Origin of the sequence: Sphingobacterium sp. SYP-B4668 (genome assembly GCF_027627455.1) — a bacterium.
GTDB lineage: Bacteria > Bacteroidota > Bacteroidia > Sphingobacteriales > Sphingobacteriaceae > Sphingobacterium.
Window position 1 is genome coordinate 3,393,387 of the sequence record NZ_CP115483.1, and the last position, 20,953, is coordinate 3,414,339.

Annotated in this window: 16 protein-coding genes; 9 read left to right on the plus strand and 7 right to left on the minus strand. The window is 40.9% G+C overall.

Annotated features, from left to right (window positions below; all coding sequences use genetic code 11):
- Window positions 1–132 precede the first annotated feature (132 nt).
- Window positions 133–1,476: a sensor histidine kinase gene (locus tag OQ289_RS14050; RefSeq protein WP_270087492.1), complete on the plus strand. Its 1,344-nt coding sequence runs from the start codon at window positions 133–135 to the stop codon at window positions 1,474–1,476.
- A 62-nt stretch (window positions 1,477–1,538) separates the two neighbouring features.
- Window positions 1,539–2,228 carry a LytR/AlgR family response regulator transcription factor gene (locus OQ289_RS14055; protein ID WP_270087493.1) on the plus strand — a complete coding sequence of 230 codons (690 nt, stop codon included), beginning with the start codon at window positions 1,539–1,541 and terminating at the stop codon, window positions 2,226–2,228.
- A 111-nt stretch (window positions 2,229–2,339) separates the two neighbouring features.
- On the opposite strand, the gene OQ289_RS14060 is transcribed toward OQ289_RS14055, so the two are convergent.
- The 4 genes from OQ289_RS14060 to OQ289_RS14075 all read right to left on the minus strand — a co-directional run bounded on the left by OQ289_RS14060 (window position 2,340) and on the right by OQ289_RS14075 (window position 7,668).
- Window positions 2,340–5,519, minus strand: a complete 3,180-nt coding sequence (locus OQ289_RS14060) for a sensor histidine kinase (protein ID WP_270087494.1) — start codon at window positions 5,517–5,519, stop codon at window positions 2,340–2,342.
- Between the two features lie 11 nt (window positions 5,520–5,530).
- Window positions 5,531–6,265: a LytR/AlgR family response regulator transcription factor gene (locus OQ289_RS14065; protein ID WP_270087495.1), complete on the minus strand. Its 735-nt coding sequence runs from the start codon at window positions 6,263–6,265 to the stop codon at window positions 5,531–5,533.
- Between the two features lie 273 nt (window positions 6,266–6,538).
- Window positions 6,539–7,060 carry a hypothetical protein gene (locus OQ289_RS14070; protein WP_270087496.1) on the minus strand — a complete coding sequence of 174 codons (522 nt, stop codon included), beginning with the start codon at window positions 7,058–7,060 and terminating at the stop codon, window positions 6,539–6,541.
- 26 nt (window positions 7,061–7,086) lie between these two features.
- Window positions 7,087–7,668, minus strand: a complete 582-nt coding sequence (locus OQ289_RS14075; protein WP_270087497.1) for a helix-turn-helix domain-containing protein — start codon at window positions 7,666–7,668, stop codon at window positions 7,087–7,089.
- A gap of 156 nt (window positions 7,669–7,824) precedes the next feature.
- Here OQ289_RS14075 and OQ289_RS14080 point away from each other — a divergent pair, with 156 nt between their 5' ends.
- From OQ289_RS14080 to OQ289_RS14095, 4 genes are read left to right on the plus strand one after another with little or no spacing between them, the layout of a single operon-like run.
- Window positions 7,825–8,904: a zinc-binding dehydrogenase gene (locus tag OQ289_RS14080; RefSeq protein ID WP_270087498.1), complete on the plus strand. Its 1,080-nt coding sequence runs from the start codon at window positions 7,825–7,827 to the stop codon at window positions 8,902–8,904.
- 6 nt (window positions 8,905–8,910) lie between these two features.
- Window positions 8,911–10,164, plus strand: coding sequence for an MFS transporter (locus OQ289_RS14085; protein ID WP_270087499.1), 1,254 nt, complete (start codon window positions 8,911–8,913; stop codon window positions 10,162–10,164).
- Window positions 10,157–10,894 (plus strand): HAD family hydrolase, encoded by a 738-nt coding sequence (locus OQ289_RS14090; protein ID WP_270087500.1) that lies wholly within the window; start codon window positions 10,157–10,159, stop codon window positions 10,892–10,894. The genes OQ289_RS14085 and OQ289_RS14090 overlap by 8 nt, the downstream gene beginning before the upstream one ends.
- 26 nt (window positions 10,895–10,920) lie before the next feature.
- A complete protein-coding gene (locus tag OQ289_RS14095; RefSeq protein WP_270087501.1) occupies window positions 10,921–11,919 on the plus strand; it encodes a metallophosphoesterase family protein in 999 nt (332 codons plus the stop codon).
- Window positions 11,920–11,984: 65 nt separating this feature from the next.
- Here OQ289_RS14095 and OQ289_RS14100 read toward each other — a convergent pair whose 3' ends face one another.
- Both OQ289_RS14100 and OQ289_RS14105 read right to left on the minus strand, forming a co-directional pair.
- Window positions 11,985–14,474, minus strand: a complete 2,490-nt coding sequence (locus OQ289_RS14100) for a mechanosensitive ion channel family protein (protein ID WP_270087502.1) — start codon at window positions 14,472–14,474, stop codon at window positions 11,985–11,987.
- 87 nt (window positions 14,475–14,561) lie between these two features.
- Window positions 14,562–15,296: a GntR family transcriptional regulator gene (locus OQ289_RS14105; protein WP_270087503.1), complete on the minus strand. Its 735-nt coding sequence runs from the start codon at window positions 15,294–15,296 to the stop codon at window positions 14,562–14,564.
- A gap of 312 nt (window positions 15,297–15,608) precedes the next feature.
- On the opposite strand from OQ289_RS14105, the gene OQ289_RS14110 reads away from it, so the two are divergent.
- From OQ289_RS14110 to OQ289_RS14120, 3 genes are all read left to right on the plus strand, one after another.
- A complete protein-coding gene (locus OQ289_RS14110; RefSeq protein WP_270087504.1) occupies window positions 15,609–16,889 on the plus strand; it encodes an amylo-alpha-1,6-glucosidase in 1,281 nt (426 codons plus the stop codon).
- A 154-nt stretch (window positions 16,890–17,043) separates the two neighbouring features.
- The gene (locus OQ289_RS14115; RefSeq protein WP_270087505.1) at window positions 17,044–17,907 is read left to right on the plus strand and encodes an AraC family transcriptional regulator; all 864 of its coding nucleotides are present in this window, start codon (window positions 17,044–17,046) and stop codon (window positions 17,905–17,907) included.
- Between the two features lie 28 nt (window positions 17,908–17,935).
- Window positions 17,936–18,844, plus strand: coding sequence for an AraC family transcriptional regulator (locus OQ289_RS14120; protein ID WP_270087506.1), 909 nt, complete (start codon window positions 17,936–17,938; stop codon window positions 18,842–18,844).
- Window positions 18,845–18,920: 76 nt separating this feature from the next.
- On the opposite strand, the gene OQ289_RS14125 is transcribed toward OQ289_RS14120, so the two are convergent.
- Window positions 18,921–20,582 carry a glycoside hydrolase family protein gene (locus OQ289_RS14125; protein ID WP_270087507.1) on the minus strand — a complete coding sequence of 554 codons (1,662 nt, stop codon included), beginning with the start codon at window positions 20,580–20,582 and terminating at the stop codon, window positions 18,921–18,923.
- Window positions 20,583–20,953: the final 371 nt, after the last annotated feature.

The window sequence follows — 20,953 nt, forward strand, 5'->3', positions numbered from 1 at the left end:
GAAAAGAAAAAACACCCAACGCTAATGTGCAGTCAAATAGCAGTATCAACACTATTAACAAATCAAAATATGAGAAGCATAAAATTCCAAAGAATAGAACTAATTGTCTTTACAAGCATATACCTTTTCTTCATGTTATTAATATACAGGAGAACGAGTGAGGGAGACAATGCACTCTTTTTTCAGTCCATAGGAGCGATTATATTTACATCAGTGATATGCTTTGTATACTATATCAGTCCACGGCTATTCGGTCGGCACAAAATAGATTGGGGAGTAGGCGCTACCTTGTTACTCTTTATCGTCGCCTGGGTATTACTCGCTGGGTCCTTTTCCAATACCAATAGACACAATGGCCCATGGACAGACAATCTATTTGATTCACCTGCACTGCCAGTCGCTCTAGTCATGTTTCTCTCTCTTTTTGCCTATGAAGGAATCAAAGCCTGGATTTCCTTTTTCCAAAAAAAAGAACAGACACTACTTCGAAAAATTGCAAAAGAAGCATTCATCGTAGTAGCTATCAGCGCATTGCTAACCTTCCTCTCCTTAGGCCTGTCTCCGAATGTAGCTTATATCTGTTTAGCAATTCCTTACGGATATTGCGTGTATGCACTTCAGTACTACCAGCTATTAAAACATCTGGAAAATGGCAAATTGAACACCCCGCTATATGCCATTATTTCCATTATCACTGCCACACTACTTTTTATCCCCTTTGCAACCCTGATCAGGCTAGCCTCACATTCATGGGGAAATGAGATAGTGGTTCTAGGGATATGTATGAATGCCATAATCATTCCATTAACCTATCTCCTGTATTTCAATCAACGAAAACAATCACTCCAAATGGTCCATCTCCGTCAAGAGCTAGGCCAGACTTCCGCGGACCTGAAACTCCTGCAATCACAAATAAATCCACATTTTTTGTTCAACGTGATGAACACCATATACGGCATCGCACTACAGGAGAATGCAGAGAGAACTGCCGAAGGGGTGCAAAAGTTGGGAGATATGATGCGATTCATGCTCCATGAGAATCAACAAGATTCTATTTTGTTGTCTAGAGAAGTAGAATACTTGAAAGAATACATCGACCTCCAGTCCCTGCGCACTGCTCCTGTCGACACGGTACAGATTAGTTACGAAATTCCGGAAATCCTAGAAGGATACCATATATCCCCCATGCTGTTGATACCTTTCGTAGAAAATGCATTCAAGCATGGAATAAGTCTTAACAAGCCCTCTTGGATCCGGATCAACTTAAGTGTAAGCGATGGTGTACTAAAATTCAGTGTTTACAACAGTATCCATCGACTTCAAGACCACGACCCCGAAAGTGAACACTCTGGACTTGGTCTCGAGAATGTCAAACATAGATTGAACCTAATGTATGCTAAGCAACATCATCTCCATATTGAAGAGACGGTCGTTGAATTCTTTACCTTCTTAACCTTGCAGATAGGCAAAAGATAAGTTCGACCTCAAGATTTCCTGAAGATTGACTATATTGATGACAGATTGAGTAAAATATAACTATGATAAGTGCTATTGCTATAGATGACGAACCGATTGCATTGGATATTGTGGACCACTATGCGCAAAAGGTGCCATTTCTATCCTTAGAGAAGAAATTTTCAAATGCTTTAGAAGCAATAGGATATCTAAACGAAAGGCCTATAGATTTACTCTTTTTGGATATCAAGATGCCAGATATCTCGGGAATTGATTTTTTTAAAAGCCTCAAGACAAAACCTCTTTTGATTTTTACAACGGCTTATTCAGAACACGCTGTAACGGGGTTTGAACTTGAGGCTATAGATTATTTATTAAAACCCTTTTCTTTTCCCAGGTTCTTGAAAGCCTGCAACAAAGCGAGTAATTTAGTACGGCCCACCGCCGTTACAAATCATATCTTCGTAAAAGATGGTGTTGACATGGTACGCGTGGATTTCGATGAAATCTTGTATTTAGAAGGTACCGGAAATTATGTAAGTTTTGTACTGAAAAGCAAAAAAATCCTAGTACGCATGACCTTCAAAGAATCCTTAGAACTGTTGCCACCACACGATTTTATCCAAATTCATCGCTCATATATCGTCAATATCAAGCTGATAGATAAACTCGAAAGGCATTTAATCTCAATCTCAGGACATCGTATTCCGGTAAGTGGAGCTTATCTTTCCGATACAAAAGAGCGATTGAAATCCCCTCCAATCACCAGATAGCATCTCCTCCAAAGTGAGCCGAACTGTTTGACAAGAATAAGCTAATCCCCATCGCCGTTCCCATACCTTGATGAATACGCTGGAAATTGACTGCTGCTCCCCTATTCAGGCTCAATCTACCGACGGAAGTACGATTACAACTTTCACGGTATAATCCGCTTCTTCCGGCGCTTTGTCCACTGTGATTCCTGCGATTTCCGTAGATAGCTTGCTATTAATCATCCGAAGTCTGTTTTCCACACCCTTCAGTCCAAACGAAGTCGCTTTATAGCTTGAATGACTTGTGTCACCTGATTCAAAACCAATGCCGTTGTCCAGTATTTCAATAATTATTTTCTGCTCAACTTCAGATACACGAATTAAGATTTTTCCTTGCTCATCTAATCTATGTCTGATTCCATGATGTACAGCGTTCTCTACAATAGGTTGTATCAACATAGAAGGGATTTTTTTACTGTTCATTTTCAACCCACTATCGATTTTGATCTGATACGTAAACATGTGATCAAAGCGATCTTGCTCAAGTTCTAAATAAAGCTTTACCAGCTGCAATTCTGAGGTAATAGATACAATGGAAAATTGAGAATTCTCCAGAACGATACGACTCAGAGAAGCAAATTTATGGATCAGTTTACTCGCGCTTTCCGCATCATTCTCTACCACATAGGCCTCTATGGAATTCAGCACGTTAAAGATAAAATGGGGGTTCATTTGCGAGCGTATTGCTTTCAGCTCGCTCTCATATAGTTTTTCTCGAAATTCCGTTTCCAACTTTTCCTGCTTTTCAAATTCCAATACTTCTGCCTGTTCCTTTATCTTTCGTTCGTTGCGCTGCAATTCCTGCTGTAAAGTGACAGTGAATTTTTTTTGCAATCTATTGATTTTCTTTTGCTGACCAATCCGGTATACAAAAAACAAGATGACAACCAGGAATATCGATCCGATTACCGTAACCTTGAACCACAGACTCTGAAACCAGTTCAATTTAACAGATAGCGGTATCACAACGGCATGCTTAGACCAATTCCCTTCTTGGTCGCCCACTCTTAGGTGGAAGGTATATTGTCCCCCAGGCACATTCGTATAAATAGCCTGTTGATAGTCATCTGATGCGATCCACTCTTTGTCTACACCCTCCAGTTTATAGCTATACCTTAGTCTAGTGGTTTTAGGTACTTGCGGGGAAGAAAAATGGAAAGAAAAAGTATTTTCGTTAGGAGCCAACATGATGTCGTCCGCAAATAGTCTGTATGACTGATCGTGATTCATAACCTTAAAAGCACTCACTATTGGTTTTACTTCCCGCAAATCATCCTCTTCTACCAAGGTCAACAATCCTTTTACCAATCCTTTGTTGGTCATCCATATCACCGTCTCCTTGTCAAAATAATAGTTGCTTGTCACGAATCTATTGGGAGGAAATAATCCATCTCCTGGATTCAACTGAAAAAAAGCACCGTCTTTGGGATTGAAAATCATGACTCCATCACTCGTCTTCATCCAAATACGATTCTTACCATCCTCTTCCAAACTGGTTGCATATGTCCACGGGAATCGATTTTTATCTCTCTTTTTCTCAAAAGATACCTTTCCAAGCCGATCGATTATCAGTCCCACCCCTTGGTCACTAGTGCTATACCAAAAATTTTTACTGGAATCCAACAGAAATGAAAAGACCGTATTGGAAGAAATGCTATTTTCCGTTTTTTGATACGTGTGATTTATAAATTCCATACGTTTCTTGTCCTTTATCTGAACAGCTCCAAATCCATCCATTCCCAACCAAATAGCTCCAGAACCATCTTTAGAAACGGTAATAACTTTATGGTCTACCAGGCCATTCTTTCTATTATAGAGCACTATCTCTTTTGTATCAAACGTATATCGATACAATCCCGAATTCCACGATCCGATCCACAAGACCGGTACCCCCGAAAGAGTATCGATTAGCACGCTATTGCAATCGGCCTTTTCAAAACCAAACGTTGGCCCCACGATTTCCAAGGGTTTTATACCCGGTTCGGTTGAATCGAAAAGATACACCCCCTTATCAAAGGTCGAGAGGTATATCTTCTGACCAAAAGCGCGTATTTGACTGATATGCAACCCCTCCAACGAATACGTCGAGATTCGACTTCCAAAATCCGCTGACAACATCCCGATGTGCTTAGCCGTTCGATACCATACCGATTCGCCGACCTTGAAGAGCTCTAAGATTGGATCGTCAACTTCCACAAGCAGTTCCTTGATAGCATTCAGTTTGTCAGCATAGTAAAATAGTCCGCGATTGGAACATAAATAGTAGCCATTCGCGACCGGAATTATAGTATTGATACGCATATCGACCAATTCATTGGGCAAGATATCTCGCGGAGATATGTGCACTATCCTCTTATTCCGTACGTCATAACTGTAAAGCCCATCTTTGACATGTGCGGCCAGTATCTTATGTTGCGTGGGGATATAGGCGATATCTGTTACAAAATTAGCATACGGTGTATGATTGGCAAGGGTACCAAATATATCACGACTTACGATTTGCTGAAGACTATGATCTATGCGAATCAAATCTTGATCATAATAAGCCACATATGTAGCATCATCTATGAAACAAAATCCGGTTGCGCTATTTTCACCATCTTTTTTCAAATCATAATGGCTAATCTTTTTTGATAGGGGATCGTATGCATATACCCCACTGTATCGTGTACCCACCCAAATGATACCCTTGCGGTCTTCACGAATACTGAATATGGTTTCCTGACCAATAGTGTTTCCGAGTTTTACGATATTGATTTGCTTACTTTTGGTATCTAGGACCTGTAAATCTGTCTCTTGCCCACCAAAATAGACTTTACTACCGGAATAATGTACTGCATAAAGTTCATGCTTTTCCAATTCACCACCGGCGACTTTAGCGCCATATTGGGTCACCGCATCTTTCATAGCTTTGGTCCGATCATAGCAGAGCAGACCTTGATTATAAGTTGCCATCCAGATTTTGTTGTCTTGGTCTATGCTAATTCGACTTAGATCATTTGTAAAATTAGACTCTCCTTCGTTAAGATCAACAGCGAAAAAGTGTGCACCATCGTAATAACAAAGTCCCTTATTCGTGGCAATCCAAAGCAACCCCGATTTATCTACAACAGCATCTCTGACGACATTACTTGGCAAACCGTCCTGAATGGTAAAGTGCAAATAGTTAAATATTCTTTCCTGCCCAAAAGTTGCAAGTGGAGCAATTACGCACATGAAAAAAATATAGCTGACCCTATATATACGCTTCATGGGCACAACGGTTAACTTCCAAACAATCGGTTCAGTAGAAATTGCTTCTTCGAAGCTGATACTTCTACTTCAGAGCCATCAATCAACTCGATACTCCCACCCTCGCCTTTCTTATAACGTGTCACGAAATGTAAATTGACAATAACACTTCGATTCACGCGAACAAATCCGTCCGCTTCCAAGAGGCTCTCAAATTCTTTTAGGGTTTTGGAAACAATTATTTTGGATAGATTGGACAAATTGAAGACCGAGTAATTACTCATGGCTTCAACTTTAATGATTTCTTCTTTTTTGACAAAATATATACCTTCCACCGTTGGCAATGCCAATCGCGTACCGGTCCCTTCCCGATTCATGACATTCATCTTAACAAGCTCTGCCTTGGACGCAAGTTTCTTGACCAGTTTATTGAGCGCACACGCTAGTTCATCGGGATCTACAGGCTTGAGCAAATAATCTAAAGCATTGGCTCGAAGGGCATCCAATGTATAAACATTGTAAGCTGTTACAAAAATAACGTCAAATTCAAATTGACCCAAGGCCTCTAAAAACTGAAATCCATTCATGACAGGCATTTCCACATCAAGGAAAAGTACATCGGGTTTAATTTTTTGAATTTCGGCCAAGGCTAGTGGAGCATCATTAAAAATACGCTCCACAGTGATTACGTCTGCAAAAGCATTTAGTTTATGTTGTAAAAGCGAGCTGCCTTTTACCTCATCATCTAATATGACTGCTTTTATCATAATCGGTTCTAATTAATTGTCTCCATTTTTATCCTAGCTTGGGATAAACATGCTCATCATAAAGCTACTATACTTTTTTCACTTATTAAAGGACCAATGAGTGGATCGGAGGAACTAATGAGTCAATTGAGCCAAATCAATAGCGAATGAGCAGACAATACCATTCCGTCGCCTCTAATAGTTCGCTGAGTATAGGGCAAGCCAACGCTCACAAATTATATTTTGATATTGATATGTCTCCAGAAAGGGAATATGGAGAGTAGCGAAGACCAACTAGGTCTTCAACTTCTTCAAGGCATCCAAGTATTTTCGCTTCACCCCGTTGTCTTCCTCCTCTTCGCAACATTTTTCTATTACGAGCTGTAGCTCGCTATAGTTGGCCGTTTTTAACTTCAAGATTTCCGCAAGTGCATAAGCGGTGGCCCATCGCACGACTGTGCCTGCATTAGTGGTATTTTGTAAAAGATTAGCGATACTCCTCTCGACTTGTTCGGGAAATAGTTGAGCAATGTTTCCAATTACTTTTGCACTTTCCCATTTTATTCTCGGCTCAGTGTCTGTCAGCGTTCTTGTCACATATGCAAGTAGGTGTTCATTCGCTAATGTGGGGCGCTTTTTGGTCGCATCTGCTATTGATTCAATACAGGTTGCTTTGTCAGCGCCGTGCTGATGCTCAGCAAAAGACACTAACTCTTCTAAAGACAATTCATTGTTCAGCAACCATTCGCCAAGCATCGATACTTTTGCTTTGGTCTTGATACTCTTATCTTCAAACACTTGTTCAATCTTTCCCATTATGAGATCGCTCGCTCAGCCTTCCGCTAAGCTTTTTCCTGTTCAAAGAAATAGATAATCAACATACGCGCAATCTTGCTACCGATATTCCTAGGCGTATGAGATTGACGACCATCAAATAAAATAGAATCTCCCTCGTGAAGCTGTACTTTCTTGTCTTGGAAAATGTATTCTACTTCGCCAGCTAATATATACTTATATTCGAAGGCCTCTGTCGTGACCATTGGACGAGTCGCATCCGGTTCCAGCTCCAATAAGACAACATCCATAGTCGAACTGGCAATAGACGTCGTGAAAATCCGTTGATAGGAAAAACCAACCGCATGTTCCTTTTCAAATTTTTCATATTCCTCTTTCCGACATACGATGATTGGATCAAGGTCACCCTCAGAAGTAAAGCCTTTGAAAAAATCGTTCAGGTTGATTCCAAGCGAATTGATAATGTTAATCAATACCAATAAGGAGGGAACGGTACGGTTATTTTCAATCTGCGAGAGCAGACCTTTGCTCACCCCTGCCCTTTCGCCCAATTCATGCAGCGTGATGCCCTGTCCCTTCCGAATCTCCCGTATACGGCTGCTTATTTTAAATATTGTGTTACTTTTCATACTATATATGCTCAAACTTAAAAAAATAAAATCAATATAGAAGTGACATATATCAGGAAGCGCATAGTTAATGATAATTTAACAGTTACGAAATACAGTATTTATAAACTTTGTTTAGCATTGTAAAACAATTTAGATTATATTTACGCAACAATTATGGCAAAGCAAGGGACATTCCTGGTTTTTGATAAACCAAATTCGCCTCTCCAATCTGTATCGGGTGAGATACCTGCGCTGGAAAGTGGCGAACTACTCGTTAAAATCGATTATACCACACTCTGTGGCAGCGACTTACACACTTACTGCGGACTTCGACAAGAAGCCTGCCCTACGATCCTTGGACATGAAATAGTGGGTACAGTTGTCGACATCCACGTAGGTTCCATTTTGCCCGATGCTACGGGGCAAACACTTAAAATTGGAGATCGTATCACTTGGACCGTATTTGCCAGCGACCCCAATACTGCTAGTTATCATGCAGACACACCACAAAAAAATGACAACCTATATAAATATGGTCATCGCCAGATTACTGACCGAGACACATTCCATGGCGGACTAGCCACCCATATCATCCTACGACCATATACTTATATACACATCCTTCCCAAAGAACTACCTGCACCAATTGCCGCAACCATCAACTGTGCCATTGCGACATCTGCTGGTGCTATTCGCTTGGCCGGTACTATTCAAGGAAAGCGCGTGTTGATTTCTGGGATGGGACTACTCGGCCTAGTCTGTACGGCAATGTGCAAAGAAATGGGCGCCGCGGCAATCATCGTTACCGATATCGATAGTAAACGTCTCACACTGGCGGAAGAATTTGGGGCTACCGCGACCATCCATTCTCGCACATCGCCTGACGCTCTACCTAGTTCACAGGATATCGATTGTTTTATTGATATGAGTGGTGCTCCTGACGCTATGGAGGCCGGTGTAGCCCAACTTGGAATCAACGGAGTAGCCGTATTTGTTGGGGCTGTATTCAAACAACGCAAGCTACAAATCGATGCTGAGCAAATAATCAGGCGTATACTGACCATCAAAGGCCTCCACAATTATAACTACGAGGATTTTTCAGTAGCAGTAGACTTTATTATCAGCAATTGGCAGAAATATCCATTCTTACGACTTGTCGAGAAAGAATTTGCATTGGACCAAGTCAATGAAGCATTCGAATATGCAATAGCACAAAAACCAGTACGTGTGGGCATTCATATGGACATCAAATAGACCAAGATGCACCTTCAACGAAACTTCAGAAGAGAACAATGGAAAATGCTATTCATCACCATGTTCTGCTATTTATTCTTTTATACGGGGCGGCATAATTTTGGGTGGGCAGCAAAAGGGATGTCTGCCGAGCTGGGCATCAGTTATGAGCAGATCGGATGGATCAGCTTTTCCATGTTAATGGGATATGCCATAGGTCAATTGATTAACGGAAATCTGGCAGATAGACTCAGCCCCAAAATCATGATTTTGGCGGGTGGCTTCCTTTCTATCATATGCAATCTCGCAATTAGCTATGCCAGCAGTTACATCACTATTCTTGTGCTATGGACCTTAAATGGCTATTTTCAATCCATGGCCTGGGGCTCCGGCAGTAGACTTATCTCCAATTGGTGGGAGGCCCACGAGCGGGGCAAGGCCTTCGGATTTTATACCATGGCTGCGGGGAGCTCCTCTGTCCTGACTTTCTTCATGGCCCTATTGCTTGTACAACAGGAACAAAGCTGGCGTACACTCTTCAGATATCCAATTCTTTTCCTACTTTTTGCGCTCATCCTATTCTTGATTATTGCCCGTAGCCATCCCGCGTTAAAGGGCTTCACACTGCAAGAAAAAGATACGCGTCAGGACATAATTGCCAAACTAAGTTGGAAAGAAGCTTACCTCCAAGTATTTGGAAATAAGAACTTCGTGACAGCATCATTTGCAATAGGATTTCAAAGCATGGCTCGATATGGTCTCATCTTTTGGGTACCCATCCATTTTTTGGGCAATAATTACAAAGAATCCAGCGGCAACCTATGGCTCACACTATTTATCCCTATCGGAATGGCGTTTGGGGCAATTTCCTTCGGGTACATCTCCGATTTGTTATTCAATAAAAATCGAAGTAAATCGATTAGCACCGGGATGCTGTGCAGTTGCGCGATAGCCTTGTTAATCTACTTTATTCCAACGCCACACCATATACTCGCAGCTATCCTCATGTTTGCTTCTGGATTTTTCGTGTATGGTCCGCAGGCCAATTTCTGGACGTTGAGTCCCGATCTTTTAGGGAACAAATTAGTCGGTACCGGCATTGGGGTGATGAATATGTTTGCCTATGTATTTGCAGCTGTCGGGGAGCCTATATTTGGAAAAATCATAGACTACACTGGCAATACCGCCAATATCTTTCTTGTTGTAGCCGTTATTTGCGCTTTGTGCGCCACAATAATATCTTTTGTAAAACCACAGACACCTATTAACAATCATGAGTAAAATAAAATTAGCCATATTCGATATGGCAGGAACGACCGTTCAGGACCACAATGAAGTAGAAAAATGCTTTTTTGAAGCTATAAAAGCGACAAATATCGAAATATCCACCGAAAAGATCAATAGTATGATGGGGTGGTCAAAGATATTGGTCTTTCAGACGATCTGGAAAGACGAAATTGGCGAAGACCACCCTGCTTATCAGGCCAAGGTTGAGGAATCTTATCAGATATTCTGCAATACACTAGAGCAACATTATGAAACGATAGGCGCCAAACCCTACGATGGGGTACTAGATGTTTTTGAATATTGCAGACAGCAGGATATCAAAATTGCACTGACTACGGGATTCTATCGTAAGGTGACGGACATCATTCTGCAAAAACTAGGCTGGGATAGGGACTTAGACAGTCAATACTTATGTATCCCCAATACAGGCTCGAATATCATCAATTGTTCGATATCCAGTAGCGACGTTGTACATGGCAGACCAGCGCCAGACATGATTCAACTGGCGATGCGCAAATTGGACATCTCGGATAGCAAATCAGTCATCAACCTGGGGGACACACCATCAGATCTACAATCTGCCAATAGCGCCCATGTCCTCTATTCCGTAGGCTCGCTTTATGGAACGCACAGAGAGCATGAGTTGAATAATTATCCGCACGACCAATTGATTACAGCTCCTATAGCATTCATCGATGTCATTAAGCAATTCCAAGAAATCTAGTATCTTAAATTATAAAAGACTAAATTATGATGAATAGAAAATCGTTTCTAAAGATTGGGGGACTAGGTATCTCTAGTCTTGTTATACACAATGTCCAAGGTTCTTCCTCTCTGGAAGATCTGACTCAGGAGAATAACAAAGCGCGCGACATCACATTTGGTGTCATCACAGATCTGCACTATGACCTGATGCATGACAGTGACCGTCGGGCGCAATTATTCATAGATGCTATGATTAAGGAACAACCGGACTTTATTATACAGTTAGGAGACTTCTGTGTGCCTAAACCCCAAAATAAACCGTTGATGGACGTTTGGAATAAATTTAACGGCGATAAACACCATGTGCTAGGTAATCATGATACCGATGGTGGATTTTCGAAAGAACAAGCCTTGGCATTTTGGGGTGCTGCAAAGCCTTATTATTCTTTTGATAAAAATGGCTTCCACTTCGTTATTTTGGACGGCAATGAAAAGAGTGAAACCCAAAAAATAGAAGGATACCCTCGGTCCATCACCAAAAGCCAACTTAACTGGTTAAAAAAGGATTTGCAGAGCACCGCATTGCACACGATTATCTTCTGTCATCAGGGGCTTGAAAATACTTTAGGTGGACTGGACAATGGCATGGAAGTACGGTATCTATTGGAACAGGTCAATCAAGAAGCCGGTTTCAACAAGGTGGTATTGGTATTGACGGGCCATCATCATATGAACTATCACAATGAAATCAATGGCATTCATTATGTACAAATCAATAGTTCATCTTATTACTGGGCTGGTGAGGATTTCAAGAGCACAGCCTTTTCTGATGAATTTTACAAAAAGCATGGTATCCTGCGCTATACGCTCGTCTATGAAAACCCAATATGGGCTGTTGTATCTCTGGATCACAAAAAGAATATCCATATCCAAGGGATGAAGACCGAAATGGCAGGTATCCCCTTGGCAAATACCGGAATCGATATATACAAAGATGTCTATCCCATTACATCACAAATCGACTCTAGAAAATTAAAATATTAGTTTAACAAAAAAAGGGGTACTGCATCCGCGGCCCCTTCTCCTTGTTGTTCTGAACGTTTATATAGTTAATCTCCTACCTCATTACGTTTCTCGTCGCCCTCTTTCTCGTTTCTTTTATCCTCTGTAGTACGAATCAAAAGCTCACGCTGAGGAAAAGGTATAACAATGTCATTCTTCTGTAGCCTACGATGAATCTCTTCCATTATATCACTTCGAATTTGTCCTGCATCCTTTAAACTTCTCACCCAAAAGTACATATTAATATCTATACTGCTATCGCCAAATCTATTGTATTGAACCGTAGGTTCGGGGTATTTCAAAATACGTTCTTCATCTATGAGTAAAGATAATAACAGTACTCTGGCTTTTGCCAGATCGGTCTCATAGGCTACGCCAATTGTGATGTTCATCCGCTTCTTTTGTCCGCCCTGTGTCCAATTCACAACATGTGAATTGAGCAAATCACCATTGGGCAGCACCAAATCTGCACCATCCAACGTTGAAATAACACTACTGCGAAAACCTATAGATTTGATCATTCCACCTTGTCCAGCTACTTCCACCAAATCACCAACATTGACAGGCTTTTCAAATGCAATAATCAATCCACTCACTAAATTATTAACCAATGTCTGCAATCCAAAACCAATACCGACTCCCAACGCTCCTATCACTATAGTAATCTTATCCATGGGTATTCCCACCGCAGCAAAGGCTAAAAAGAGCCCAACAACGACAATTGTAATTCGAATTAGGAGAATCCAGCTGCCCACTCGAAATCTCTTTTGCACCTGCTCTTTTGGATTTCCTTGCCCATCTGCAGCAAAATACGACACGACCTTGGACACTAAAGTCGTTAAGATCATGATCAGAAAGAAAACAATCAAATTACTGACGGAAAAAGTATACGAACCAAGTGTATGCTCTTCTATAAAAAAGAGCTTAAGCGGTTCAGAAATTTGTCTAAATTCGTAAAAATTTCGACCAAAAAGAATGAACCACCCAACTACTAACAATACATAGAAAAACGCAGGCGCTTTGGTTCCCAATCGATTATAATTAATATAGAACAGCCGACGTTCTTGATGCGTATAAATAGCCGAAGCCAGCTGCAATCCTTCATTAATCAAACGTACCACCCAAAGAAAAAGAATTGCAATAACTACATTCAACACCCCCGCTACCAACAGCGCTTTGGATAAATTATAACGTCCAAAAACATCTGCCATCAAGGCACCAATGGCCATACCGACCATCAAACCAAGGGGATAAAGAATCCACTGTTCTCGAAGCTCAGCATGTCGTCTTTTATTGGCCAACACAATCGCTCCCAATAGTGCTACACTGATAGTTAGCGCCAAGACAATCCAACGCTCCACACGTGACGCTTGCAGTATTAAGTTATCAAAGCATGCAAGCGCAAACAAAATCAATATGAAGACCCAAACCCACCACCAATAGTTGCTGATATACTGTCTAAACACAACGGAAAGCATTATTCCAGCGACCAACCATATCACCGTGCTAAATGCAAATGGGGGTGATACAAATATAAATTGAAATATACTGAGTACAAGGATAGTACCCGAAAGTATTGGATAGCGCACTACTAATATCCGTTTGTGATCCGCATTACCAGCATCATGATTTGACATCGATCTTTTCAATAAAATAATGTATCGGGTAGAGGCGACAATCAATAACATCACCAACAAAAGCTTGCCCCAATTAGACTGCAAATAGAATGCAAGCATCAGCTGCAATTTTAAACCTGAAAAGTATACAATTTCTGAGAAAGGTCTATCAAAAGTATTTTTCTCCCATATATTGACAAATTCTCTTCTGAAACTTCGATCTGCGTTTTGCTTTTGATAGAAATCAATCTCTTCCATATGTGATGTAATCCGGAAGAGCTCTAGATTAATCTGCGTTTGAATATGTTGAATAGCAGCGATATTATTTTTCAATTGATCCATCACGGGAGTAATTTCTATCGCTAGTACCTTAAGTCTTTCTATATACTTAGATAAATCAGCAGAATCGTTTGGAAACTTAAATAGGGATTTATCACTTGACAACGAATCTAAGGTAAATCTAAATTTAATCAATTGAGATTGATAACGATCTACCTTATTTTTCTGAGCAATGGTTCCTTTTGATAATTCAGCTAAGATATTATAAGTAGTGGTTAGGTTGCGCGTGGTTTGGGCGCTCCCGACATGATTGAATACGCCATCACCAGCTTGTTCATGTCGTTTTTGTACACTTTCTAGATAAGAGCTTATAGCCGAAGAATCCAAGCCTGTCTTAAGGAATGATTTGGCATGCTGGGTGGTTCGCTTAATTTCTTCAAGAACGATATTTTGACTTATCAAAGCCCTATCTGCCTCGAATTCTGCCTTGCTTTCTTTAGCAGATTTGATAGCAAACGCCTGCATACGCTCAACAAAACTCTCTTTCGGAACACTGTCTTTGACGTTGAGTTGGGCTATTGCAACCTGACTACAAGCGAGCAAGATAACGACTATCCCCCACCAAAGTTTTGTTGTCTTCATACATAGCTAGATTATGTACATAAAAATAATATATTTTCTAATACAACTCAGCTATTCTATAAAAATAGGGCGCTACTTCTCCATAGTTCAGTAGTCGCGTCTGCTTTCGACGGTGTAGGTAAAGCTATCTGCCCGATAATAGCCCAAATTATATTCGATTGGCCTACCCGACTGATCGAACACAAATCTCTTCCTTGACAAAATCGGTTCGCCCAGCTCAATTTCCAACTTATCGGCTATAAATTTATTTGCAGCCTTTGCATTAATCTCTTCTTGGGATAAATCAGCGACGATATGGTACTCTCGCTCTAGGATTTCGTACAGGGGTCTTTTGAAGTCTTCCTCCCCAGTCAAGCCCACACGTGGGTGAAAATAAGAGATAAAATAGACAAAGGGATCGTCTATCTTCCCGCGTAATCGCTCCAATTTTAAGACCTTTTGACCCTCTTTGATATCAAAAAAATGCTGTACGTTACTGTCAGGAATTACCCAACTTACGTGCAATTCAAAATTCTTGACTTCTATACCTCGATTTTTCATCTCTTGTGAGAAGCTCAACCAATTTTTGGATTTGGAACTAAATTTTGACGTGACCACGCGTGTCCCCACTCCTTTTTTTCGCACCAATAGCTCTTCATAGACTAACTTGTTAATTGCTAAACGTAGTGTAGTCCGCGATATAGCCAATCGCTTAGCGAGTTCCACCTCATTGGGCAGTAATTTACCCTCTATATATTCCGGGGCTTTAATTAGTTCTCGCAACAGCATTTCGGCCTGTAGGTGCAATGGAATTGGGCTCTTATGGTCTATCTGAAGATTCATATTATTCTATTTCTCTAGCTAAAGTAACCATTATTTGCAGAATTAAGAAAATATCCATATGTTTATATGTACATACATTACAACACAAATATAAAGATATCTTCTTGGCATTATGAATATACCTGTTGGTTGGTTCACTAATACGTGTTACAAACGTGTTCAATTCAAACTGGCCCACACGTCGGCCGACACGACCCTTAAGAGCAAGGAGTTAAAAACAATGGGATATTTTTATGAAGATTTGAACAACCAAAATATAACAGAGGTAAATTACTAACACACATACATATGACAAAAATTGCAATGTTATGCATGAGCGGATTATTCCTTTTCGCCTGCGGATCACCCAATAAACAATCAACAGATCAGGTCTGGATGCAACAAATAACAGCAGACTCTTCACTAAACATTGTCAAGGAAAAAGCACTTCAAATCGTAAAATCCGGATTCAATGCCGGCGACGGCTACAGCGAAGTTTGGATTAGAGACTACAATACCTTTATTACCCTAGCCACTAAGGTACACCCCCATCAGACCATCAAAGATCAACTGCTTATCTTCTTCCAATTACAAGAAGCGGATGGCAATATTGCAGACGGCTTCGTCACCAAAGCAAGCATCAAAGGAGGAGCATCCGATTACTATACGATTACCAATCCATTAGCCCCACAATATGCAGGGCACAAAAATACGGTTGAGACCGATCAAGAGACTTCCCTTATCCAAGCAGTATATAAATATGTAAAGGCTACAGATGATACTGGTTTTCTCGACGCGCCGGTAGGCAACTCATCAGTAAAGCAACGTATGTCACAGGCCCTTGACTTCTTGATGAAGCATCGATATAACGAAAAATACGGCTTATTATGGGGAGCCACCACGGCCGACTGGGGAGATGTACAGCCGGAGCATGATTGGGGGGTACATCTTGACGAAAATTCACATCTCGCCATTGATGTCTATGACAATGCGATGTTTTTGATTGCCCTAGATAATTTTATGGAGATAGCCCCCGAACAAGCTGCCACTTGGAAGCCTATTCGGGAGCAAATTGCCGTCAACACCATGAAACATTTGTGGGATACCCAAAATGAAAAATTCATCCCCCATATCTACCTGACAAAATCTCCATTCGATAGCAGTATTGATGAAAACAAAATCTATTACCACGGTGGGACAGCAATAGCAATTGAAGCTAATTTATTGACCAAAGAGCAAATCAAAACATCATTAGACAAGATGATCGCTAATGTCAAAGCATCCGGTGCAGCTACTATCGGCCTTACCCTCTATCCCACCTATCCAGAAGGAGCTTTTAAAAATAAAGGAATGCATCCGTATGGCTATCAAAACGGAGGTGACTGGACATGGTTTGGTGGTCGTATGATACAACAACTGGTCAAGAATGGTTTTGAAAAAGAGGCTTACGAGCAGATGCGTCCTATGCTCGAACGTGTCATTAACAATAACGGCTTCTACGAATGGTATACCCAAGACAATAAGCCAAAAGGCTCCGGGACTTTCAGGGGTGAGGCTGGGGTACTGTATGATGCGATTACATTATTGGAAAATAGCCAACTAGCTAAAAAATAACAAGAAGAAGGTGTCTATACCCCTTATTTAGGCACCTTTTTTACACTTATTTTCCTCGCCCCTTCCAAAAATCACCAAAAAGCTTGCTGTTGCCCAAAACTAATCCTATATTAGCTCTATACAACGACCGATTGTAAAAAAACAATCAATATACATGAAGCCAGTATTTGCAAAAGTTTTGGAAGGATTGGGAACTGATGTTTTTGTGACCCGTGAAATCAACAGACCTTATTTTTCCACAGAGTTCCATTTTCACAAAGAATGCCAGATGACTTACATCGTTAAGAGTGAGGGCCGTCGTATTATTGGAGACAGTCTAGACACCTTTACGAGTGACGAACTCACGTTCATAGGGCCTGATCTCCCACATGTATGGCACAATGACAATCAGGATATGGACATCCACCATACGGCATCTTCTATGTCCCTATTTTTTGACCCAGACAAGCTTGTAGCCGCTTTTTCACCCTTTTTCAACACCTCCAAACTAACGCACTTTTTATCACTTTCCCAAAGAGGAATCTTATTCCAAGGTGAGCAGAAAGAGCAACTCAAAGGAATCCTCTATCAAATGATGCAAGCAGATGGCATTCCCAAAACCATCCTGTTGCTGGAAATTTTTCAAACCATACTAAATACAGATGATTATCATCTCCTATCCAGTTCAGGATATACGAATACCTACTTAGCGAAAGACAACGAAAAAATAGACCGTGTATTTCGCCATGTATTTGATAACTTTTCAAAAGAAATCAATCTAGATGAAGTTTCTAAAATGGCCAATATGACCAAGCATGCTTTTTGTAGATATTTCAAGATCCGTACGCAACGTACTTTTATTCAATTTGTCAATGAAGTGCGGGTAAGCCAAGCTTGCAAGCTCATCAGCGAAGACAAGGATCAGATCGGGAATATTGCTTATGACTGCGGATTTAACAGCCTATCCAATTTCAACAAAATCTTTAAATCTATAAAAGGTAGTACCCCCAGTGAATATAAAAACGGATTGTTAAAATAACTACTTTATGTATCCATAAACCTATTACATGAAACCTATTTTTGCCAAAGTTTTAGAAGGACTGAATCAGGAGCTCTTCATGACCAGACGGTTTGACAAACCCTATTTCTCTACTGAATTTCATTTTCACAGAGAGTGCCAGCTCAATTTTATCATCCGTAGTCAGGGGCGTAGGATTATTGGGGACAACGTCGACATTTTCGAAAGTGGAGAAATTACGCTCTTGGGATCGAACCTCCCTCATGTGTGGCACAATGACAAAGTGAACACCTTGAACAATGAGACTGCATCGTCCATTACCTTATTTTTCGACCCTGACAAATTAGTTGCCCACTTATCCCACTTCTTCAATACGATACAGGTCGAAAACTTTCTGCAAAAGGCTAAAAGAGGTATTATTTTCCAAGGAGAGAGCAAGAAAAAATTGAAAACATTGTTGGTCAAAATTGAACAATCTGATGGTATTCGCAAGACGATCTTACTCCTGGAACTGCTGGATTATATGGTAACCTCCAAAGATTACACCTATCTATCCAGCATAAGCTATGTCAACACGTATTCTGCAAAAGATAACGATAAGATAGACAAGGTCTTTAAACATATATTTGATAATTACGAGTCCGAGGTCAGCCTCGAAGAGGTCGCCAAAATAGCCAATATGACCAAGCAATCTTTTTGTCGGTATTTTAAAGCGCGTACTCAAAAGACTTTTGTCCAATTCGTTAATGAAGTACGGGTAAGCCAAGCCTGTAGACTTATCTCCTCCGAAGATAATCAAATAGGAAATATCGCTTATGATTGTGGCTTCAATAGCCTTTCCAATTTCAATAAAATATTCAAACTCATAAAGGGAATTACTCCTAGGCAATACAAGAATGAGCTCCTCCACCCCACCTCGCGGGCACCTCGATTAGAGAAGCCGCTAGAAGCGCTTTAGGGACCTCCTTCTTAATTAAAAAATCCAGCACATATTACTGCGCTGGATGAATGATAAGTATAAACACATACATAGGTTATTCTACTTTCAAATCAAAACTAAAGGATGATTTCTCCACTCCTCTCACTTTGACAATAAGCTTCAGCGGATGACTTTGTCCAGCTGCCAGATTGCCTTTCCACTTCACCTGTGCCTGTGCGTATGGCGCCAAAGGTGGAATAGCGTGTCTTCCAAGAAATGTTTGTCCCTTTCCATTTAGAGCATAGAGTTCCAGCTCGGCACCTCTTGATTTGACCTGTCCCAAATTATCCACCCGCACCTGCAACATCTGTTTGCCACCCTGCTGTATGACAGTTGGTCTTCGTGCCGACAAGATAGGCTCGTTGTAGGAAATCCAAGGTACTCGTGTATACCCGAACACCATATTTCCAGATTTGGACTTACCGATTATCTTCGGTGCAAACTCATCTTTGGTCAATCCGTGTCCGGTATTCCCAAAGGTGACGATTACCCCATCTTTGGTGCTTTCCATCTTAGTCGCTGGGCTACCCTTGCCAAAGTTGACTTCTGTTGAAGCCCCAAATCTTAGGGTCTGCACATCCAATTCTCTAGCAGGATCAAAATGTGGTTCTTTACGTATCTTCACCTGAATCGATTTGGTTTTGCCATCGGGAAAGGCGGTGTTCACCATTTCCATCAGCATTCCTGGATTTAGGGGGATTGAGATATTTTTCGAACTGTGTCGATCATGGGGTCTATCATCTGCTTTCTGTACATCGATAACCGCAAAATTGGCTTGAAAGGCACGGCCAAAACTATCCTGCAATACTTTTATCCGTTCATATTTAAACCACTCCTCTTTTACGCCATCAGCGTGGATTGAAATGCCAGGTGTATACGCCTCCCCTGGATCGGTCACCCAGTTGACCCCATCTTTTGACCGCTGATAGAATGCAATTCGTCCCAACCAGTCATTTACGATTAGGTGATACTGGATGTGGTCACGCCACACCACCGGATCTTCAAACTCACCTTCTACCGCTGGATACACACGCTTGTCAGTGACCTGTTGATAGGGACTCAACCCTGTTTCACTGAACCATACCCCACCCCCTCTACAAATCATCAGATTGGATCCGTCTTCGCGCTTGGCAAAGGTTAGATTGGACAATCCTTCGATAATTGGTCTATCCCGCTGATCAAATACAAATTTTTCGTACTTCCAAGGACCATTGAAACTATCCGCTATATAATATCCATCAATTACATAAATTACATACTTACCATTCTTAGCTCTAAACAATTCAGGATTGTGCCCCTTTCCGATGGTATCTACTATTTTGAATGGACCTATTGAATTGTCACTTACCGTGTGATACACGATAGAATTAGGCCATTCATCATGCCCTTTTGCCGAATGCTCTGGCCAACCACAGACATATAAATGGTATTTACCATCATCTGCTAATAGGATGTTACCTCCCCAATACGATCTTTCACGATCTTCTATACCATTGTCTACATAGCGCTGTTGCACTCCCTCAGCCCCCCAATCACTTTCGGTTGCCAATTTCCCAACTGGCATCGGAAGAAAGCGATCTTTAAATCGAGCCCCCTCCACCAATTGCATCCACTCCTTAGGCCGCTCTCTTTCCGTAATCTGCGCTATTGACGGTAGTGTAGTACACACGCATAATAGTGCTGTAGTGAACCATCCTAATCTTTTTGACTTTTTCATAATTTGTGTCGTATAAATCAGTATTTACACTGGTTATGTAAAGGTAATCAACATCACTTCCATATATCAAGTTCTATATTAACCAGCTTTGAGTCAATATTACCGCTGCACAAACTATTCATTTAAGCCTCCAGACTCTTGCGCCTTTTACACCTTTGTTCATACTTAAAATACAAGCTATACTATCCTTAGCTAACACTATGCTACCCTAGTCATCTAACTCAAATGCAATTGAAGTGAAATACATGTCAGAATAGTTTTAATAAAGGTCAAAAAAGGTCTGGTTAATGTTATTGGCCAGTGATTGCCGGACAGCCTGCATCTTCCCAAAGCGACGTCTAACCCCCTAGATTAATTCTACTCATCTATTT

What these genes read in the sequence shown, in the direction of transcription:
- OQ289_RS14050 (WP_270087492.1), top strand. Translation starts at nt 133, where the DNA reads ATGTTATTAATATACAGGAGAACGAGTGAGGGAGACAATGCACTCTTT.
- OQ289_RS14055 (WP_270087493.1), top strand. Translation starts at nt 1,539, where the DNA reads ATGATAAGTGCTATTGCTATAGATGACGAACCGATTGCATTGGATATT.
- OQ289_RS14060 (WP_270087494.1), bottom strand. Translation starts at nt 5,519, where the DNA reads ATGAAGCGTATATATAGGGTCAGCTATATTTTTTTCATGTGCGTAATT.
- OQ289_RS14065 (WP_270087495.1), bottom strand. Translation starts at nt 6,265, where the DNA reads ATGATAAAAGCAGTCATATTAGATGATGAGGTAAAAGGCAGCTCGCTT.
- OQ289_RS14070 (WP_270087496.1), bottom strand. Translation starts at nt 7,060, where the DNA reads ATGGGAAAGATTGAACAAGTGTTTGAAGATAAGAGTATCAAGACCAAA.
- OQ289_RS14075 (WP_270087497.1), bottom strand. Translation starts at nt 7,668, where the DNA reads ATGAAAAGTAACACAATATTTAAAATAAGCAGCCGTATACGGGAGATT.
- OQ289_RS14080 (WP_270087498.1), top strand. Translation starts at nt 7,825, where the DNA reads ATGGCAAAGCAAGGGACATTCCTGGTTTTTGATAAACCAAATTCGCCT.
- OQ289_RS14085 (WP_270087499.1), top strand. Translation starts at nt 8,911, where the DNA reads ATGCACCTTCAACGAAACTTCAGAAGAGAACAATGGAAAATGCTATTC.
- OQ289_RS14090 (WP_270087500.1), top strand. Translation starts at nt 10,157, where the DNA reads ATGAGTAAAATAAAATTAGCCATATTCGATATGGCAGGAACGACCGTT.
- OQ289_RS14095 (WP_270087501.1), top strand. Translation starts at nt 10,921, where the DNA reads ATGATGAATAGAAAATCGTTTCTAAAGATTGGGGGACTAGGTATCTCT.
- OQ289_RS14100 (WP_270087502.1), bottom strand. Translation starts at nt 14,474, where the DNA reads ATGAAGACAACAAAACTTTGGTGGGGGATAGTCGTTATCTTGCTCGCT.
- OQ289_RS14105 (WP_270087503.1), bottom strand. Translation starts at nt 15,296, where the DNA reads ATGAATCTTCAGATAGACCATAAGAGCCCAATTCCATTGCACCTACAG.
- OQ289_RS14110 (WP_270087504.1), top strand. Translation starts at nt 15,609, where the DNA reads ATGAGCGGATTATTCCTTTTCGCCTGCGGATCACCCAATAAACAATCA.
- OQ289_RS14115 (WP_270087505.1), top strand. Translation starts at nt 17,044, where the DNA reads ATGAAGCCAGTATTTGCAAAAGTTTTGGAAGGATTGGGAACTGATGTT.
- OQ289_RS14120 (WP_270087506.1), top strand. Translation starts at nt 17,936, where the DNA reads ATGAAACCTATTTTTGCCAAAGTTTTAGAAGGACTGAATCAGGAGCTC.
- OQ289_RS14125 (WP_270087507.1), bottom strand. Translation starts at nt 20,582, where the DNA reads ATGAAAAAGTCAAAAAGATTAGGATGGTTCACTACAGCACTATTATGC.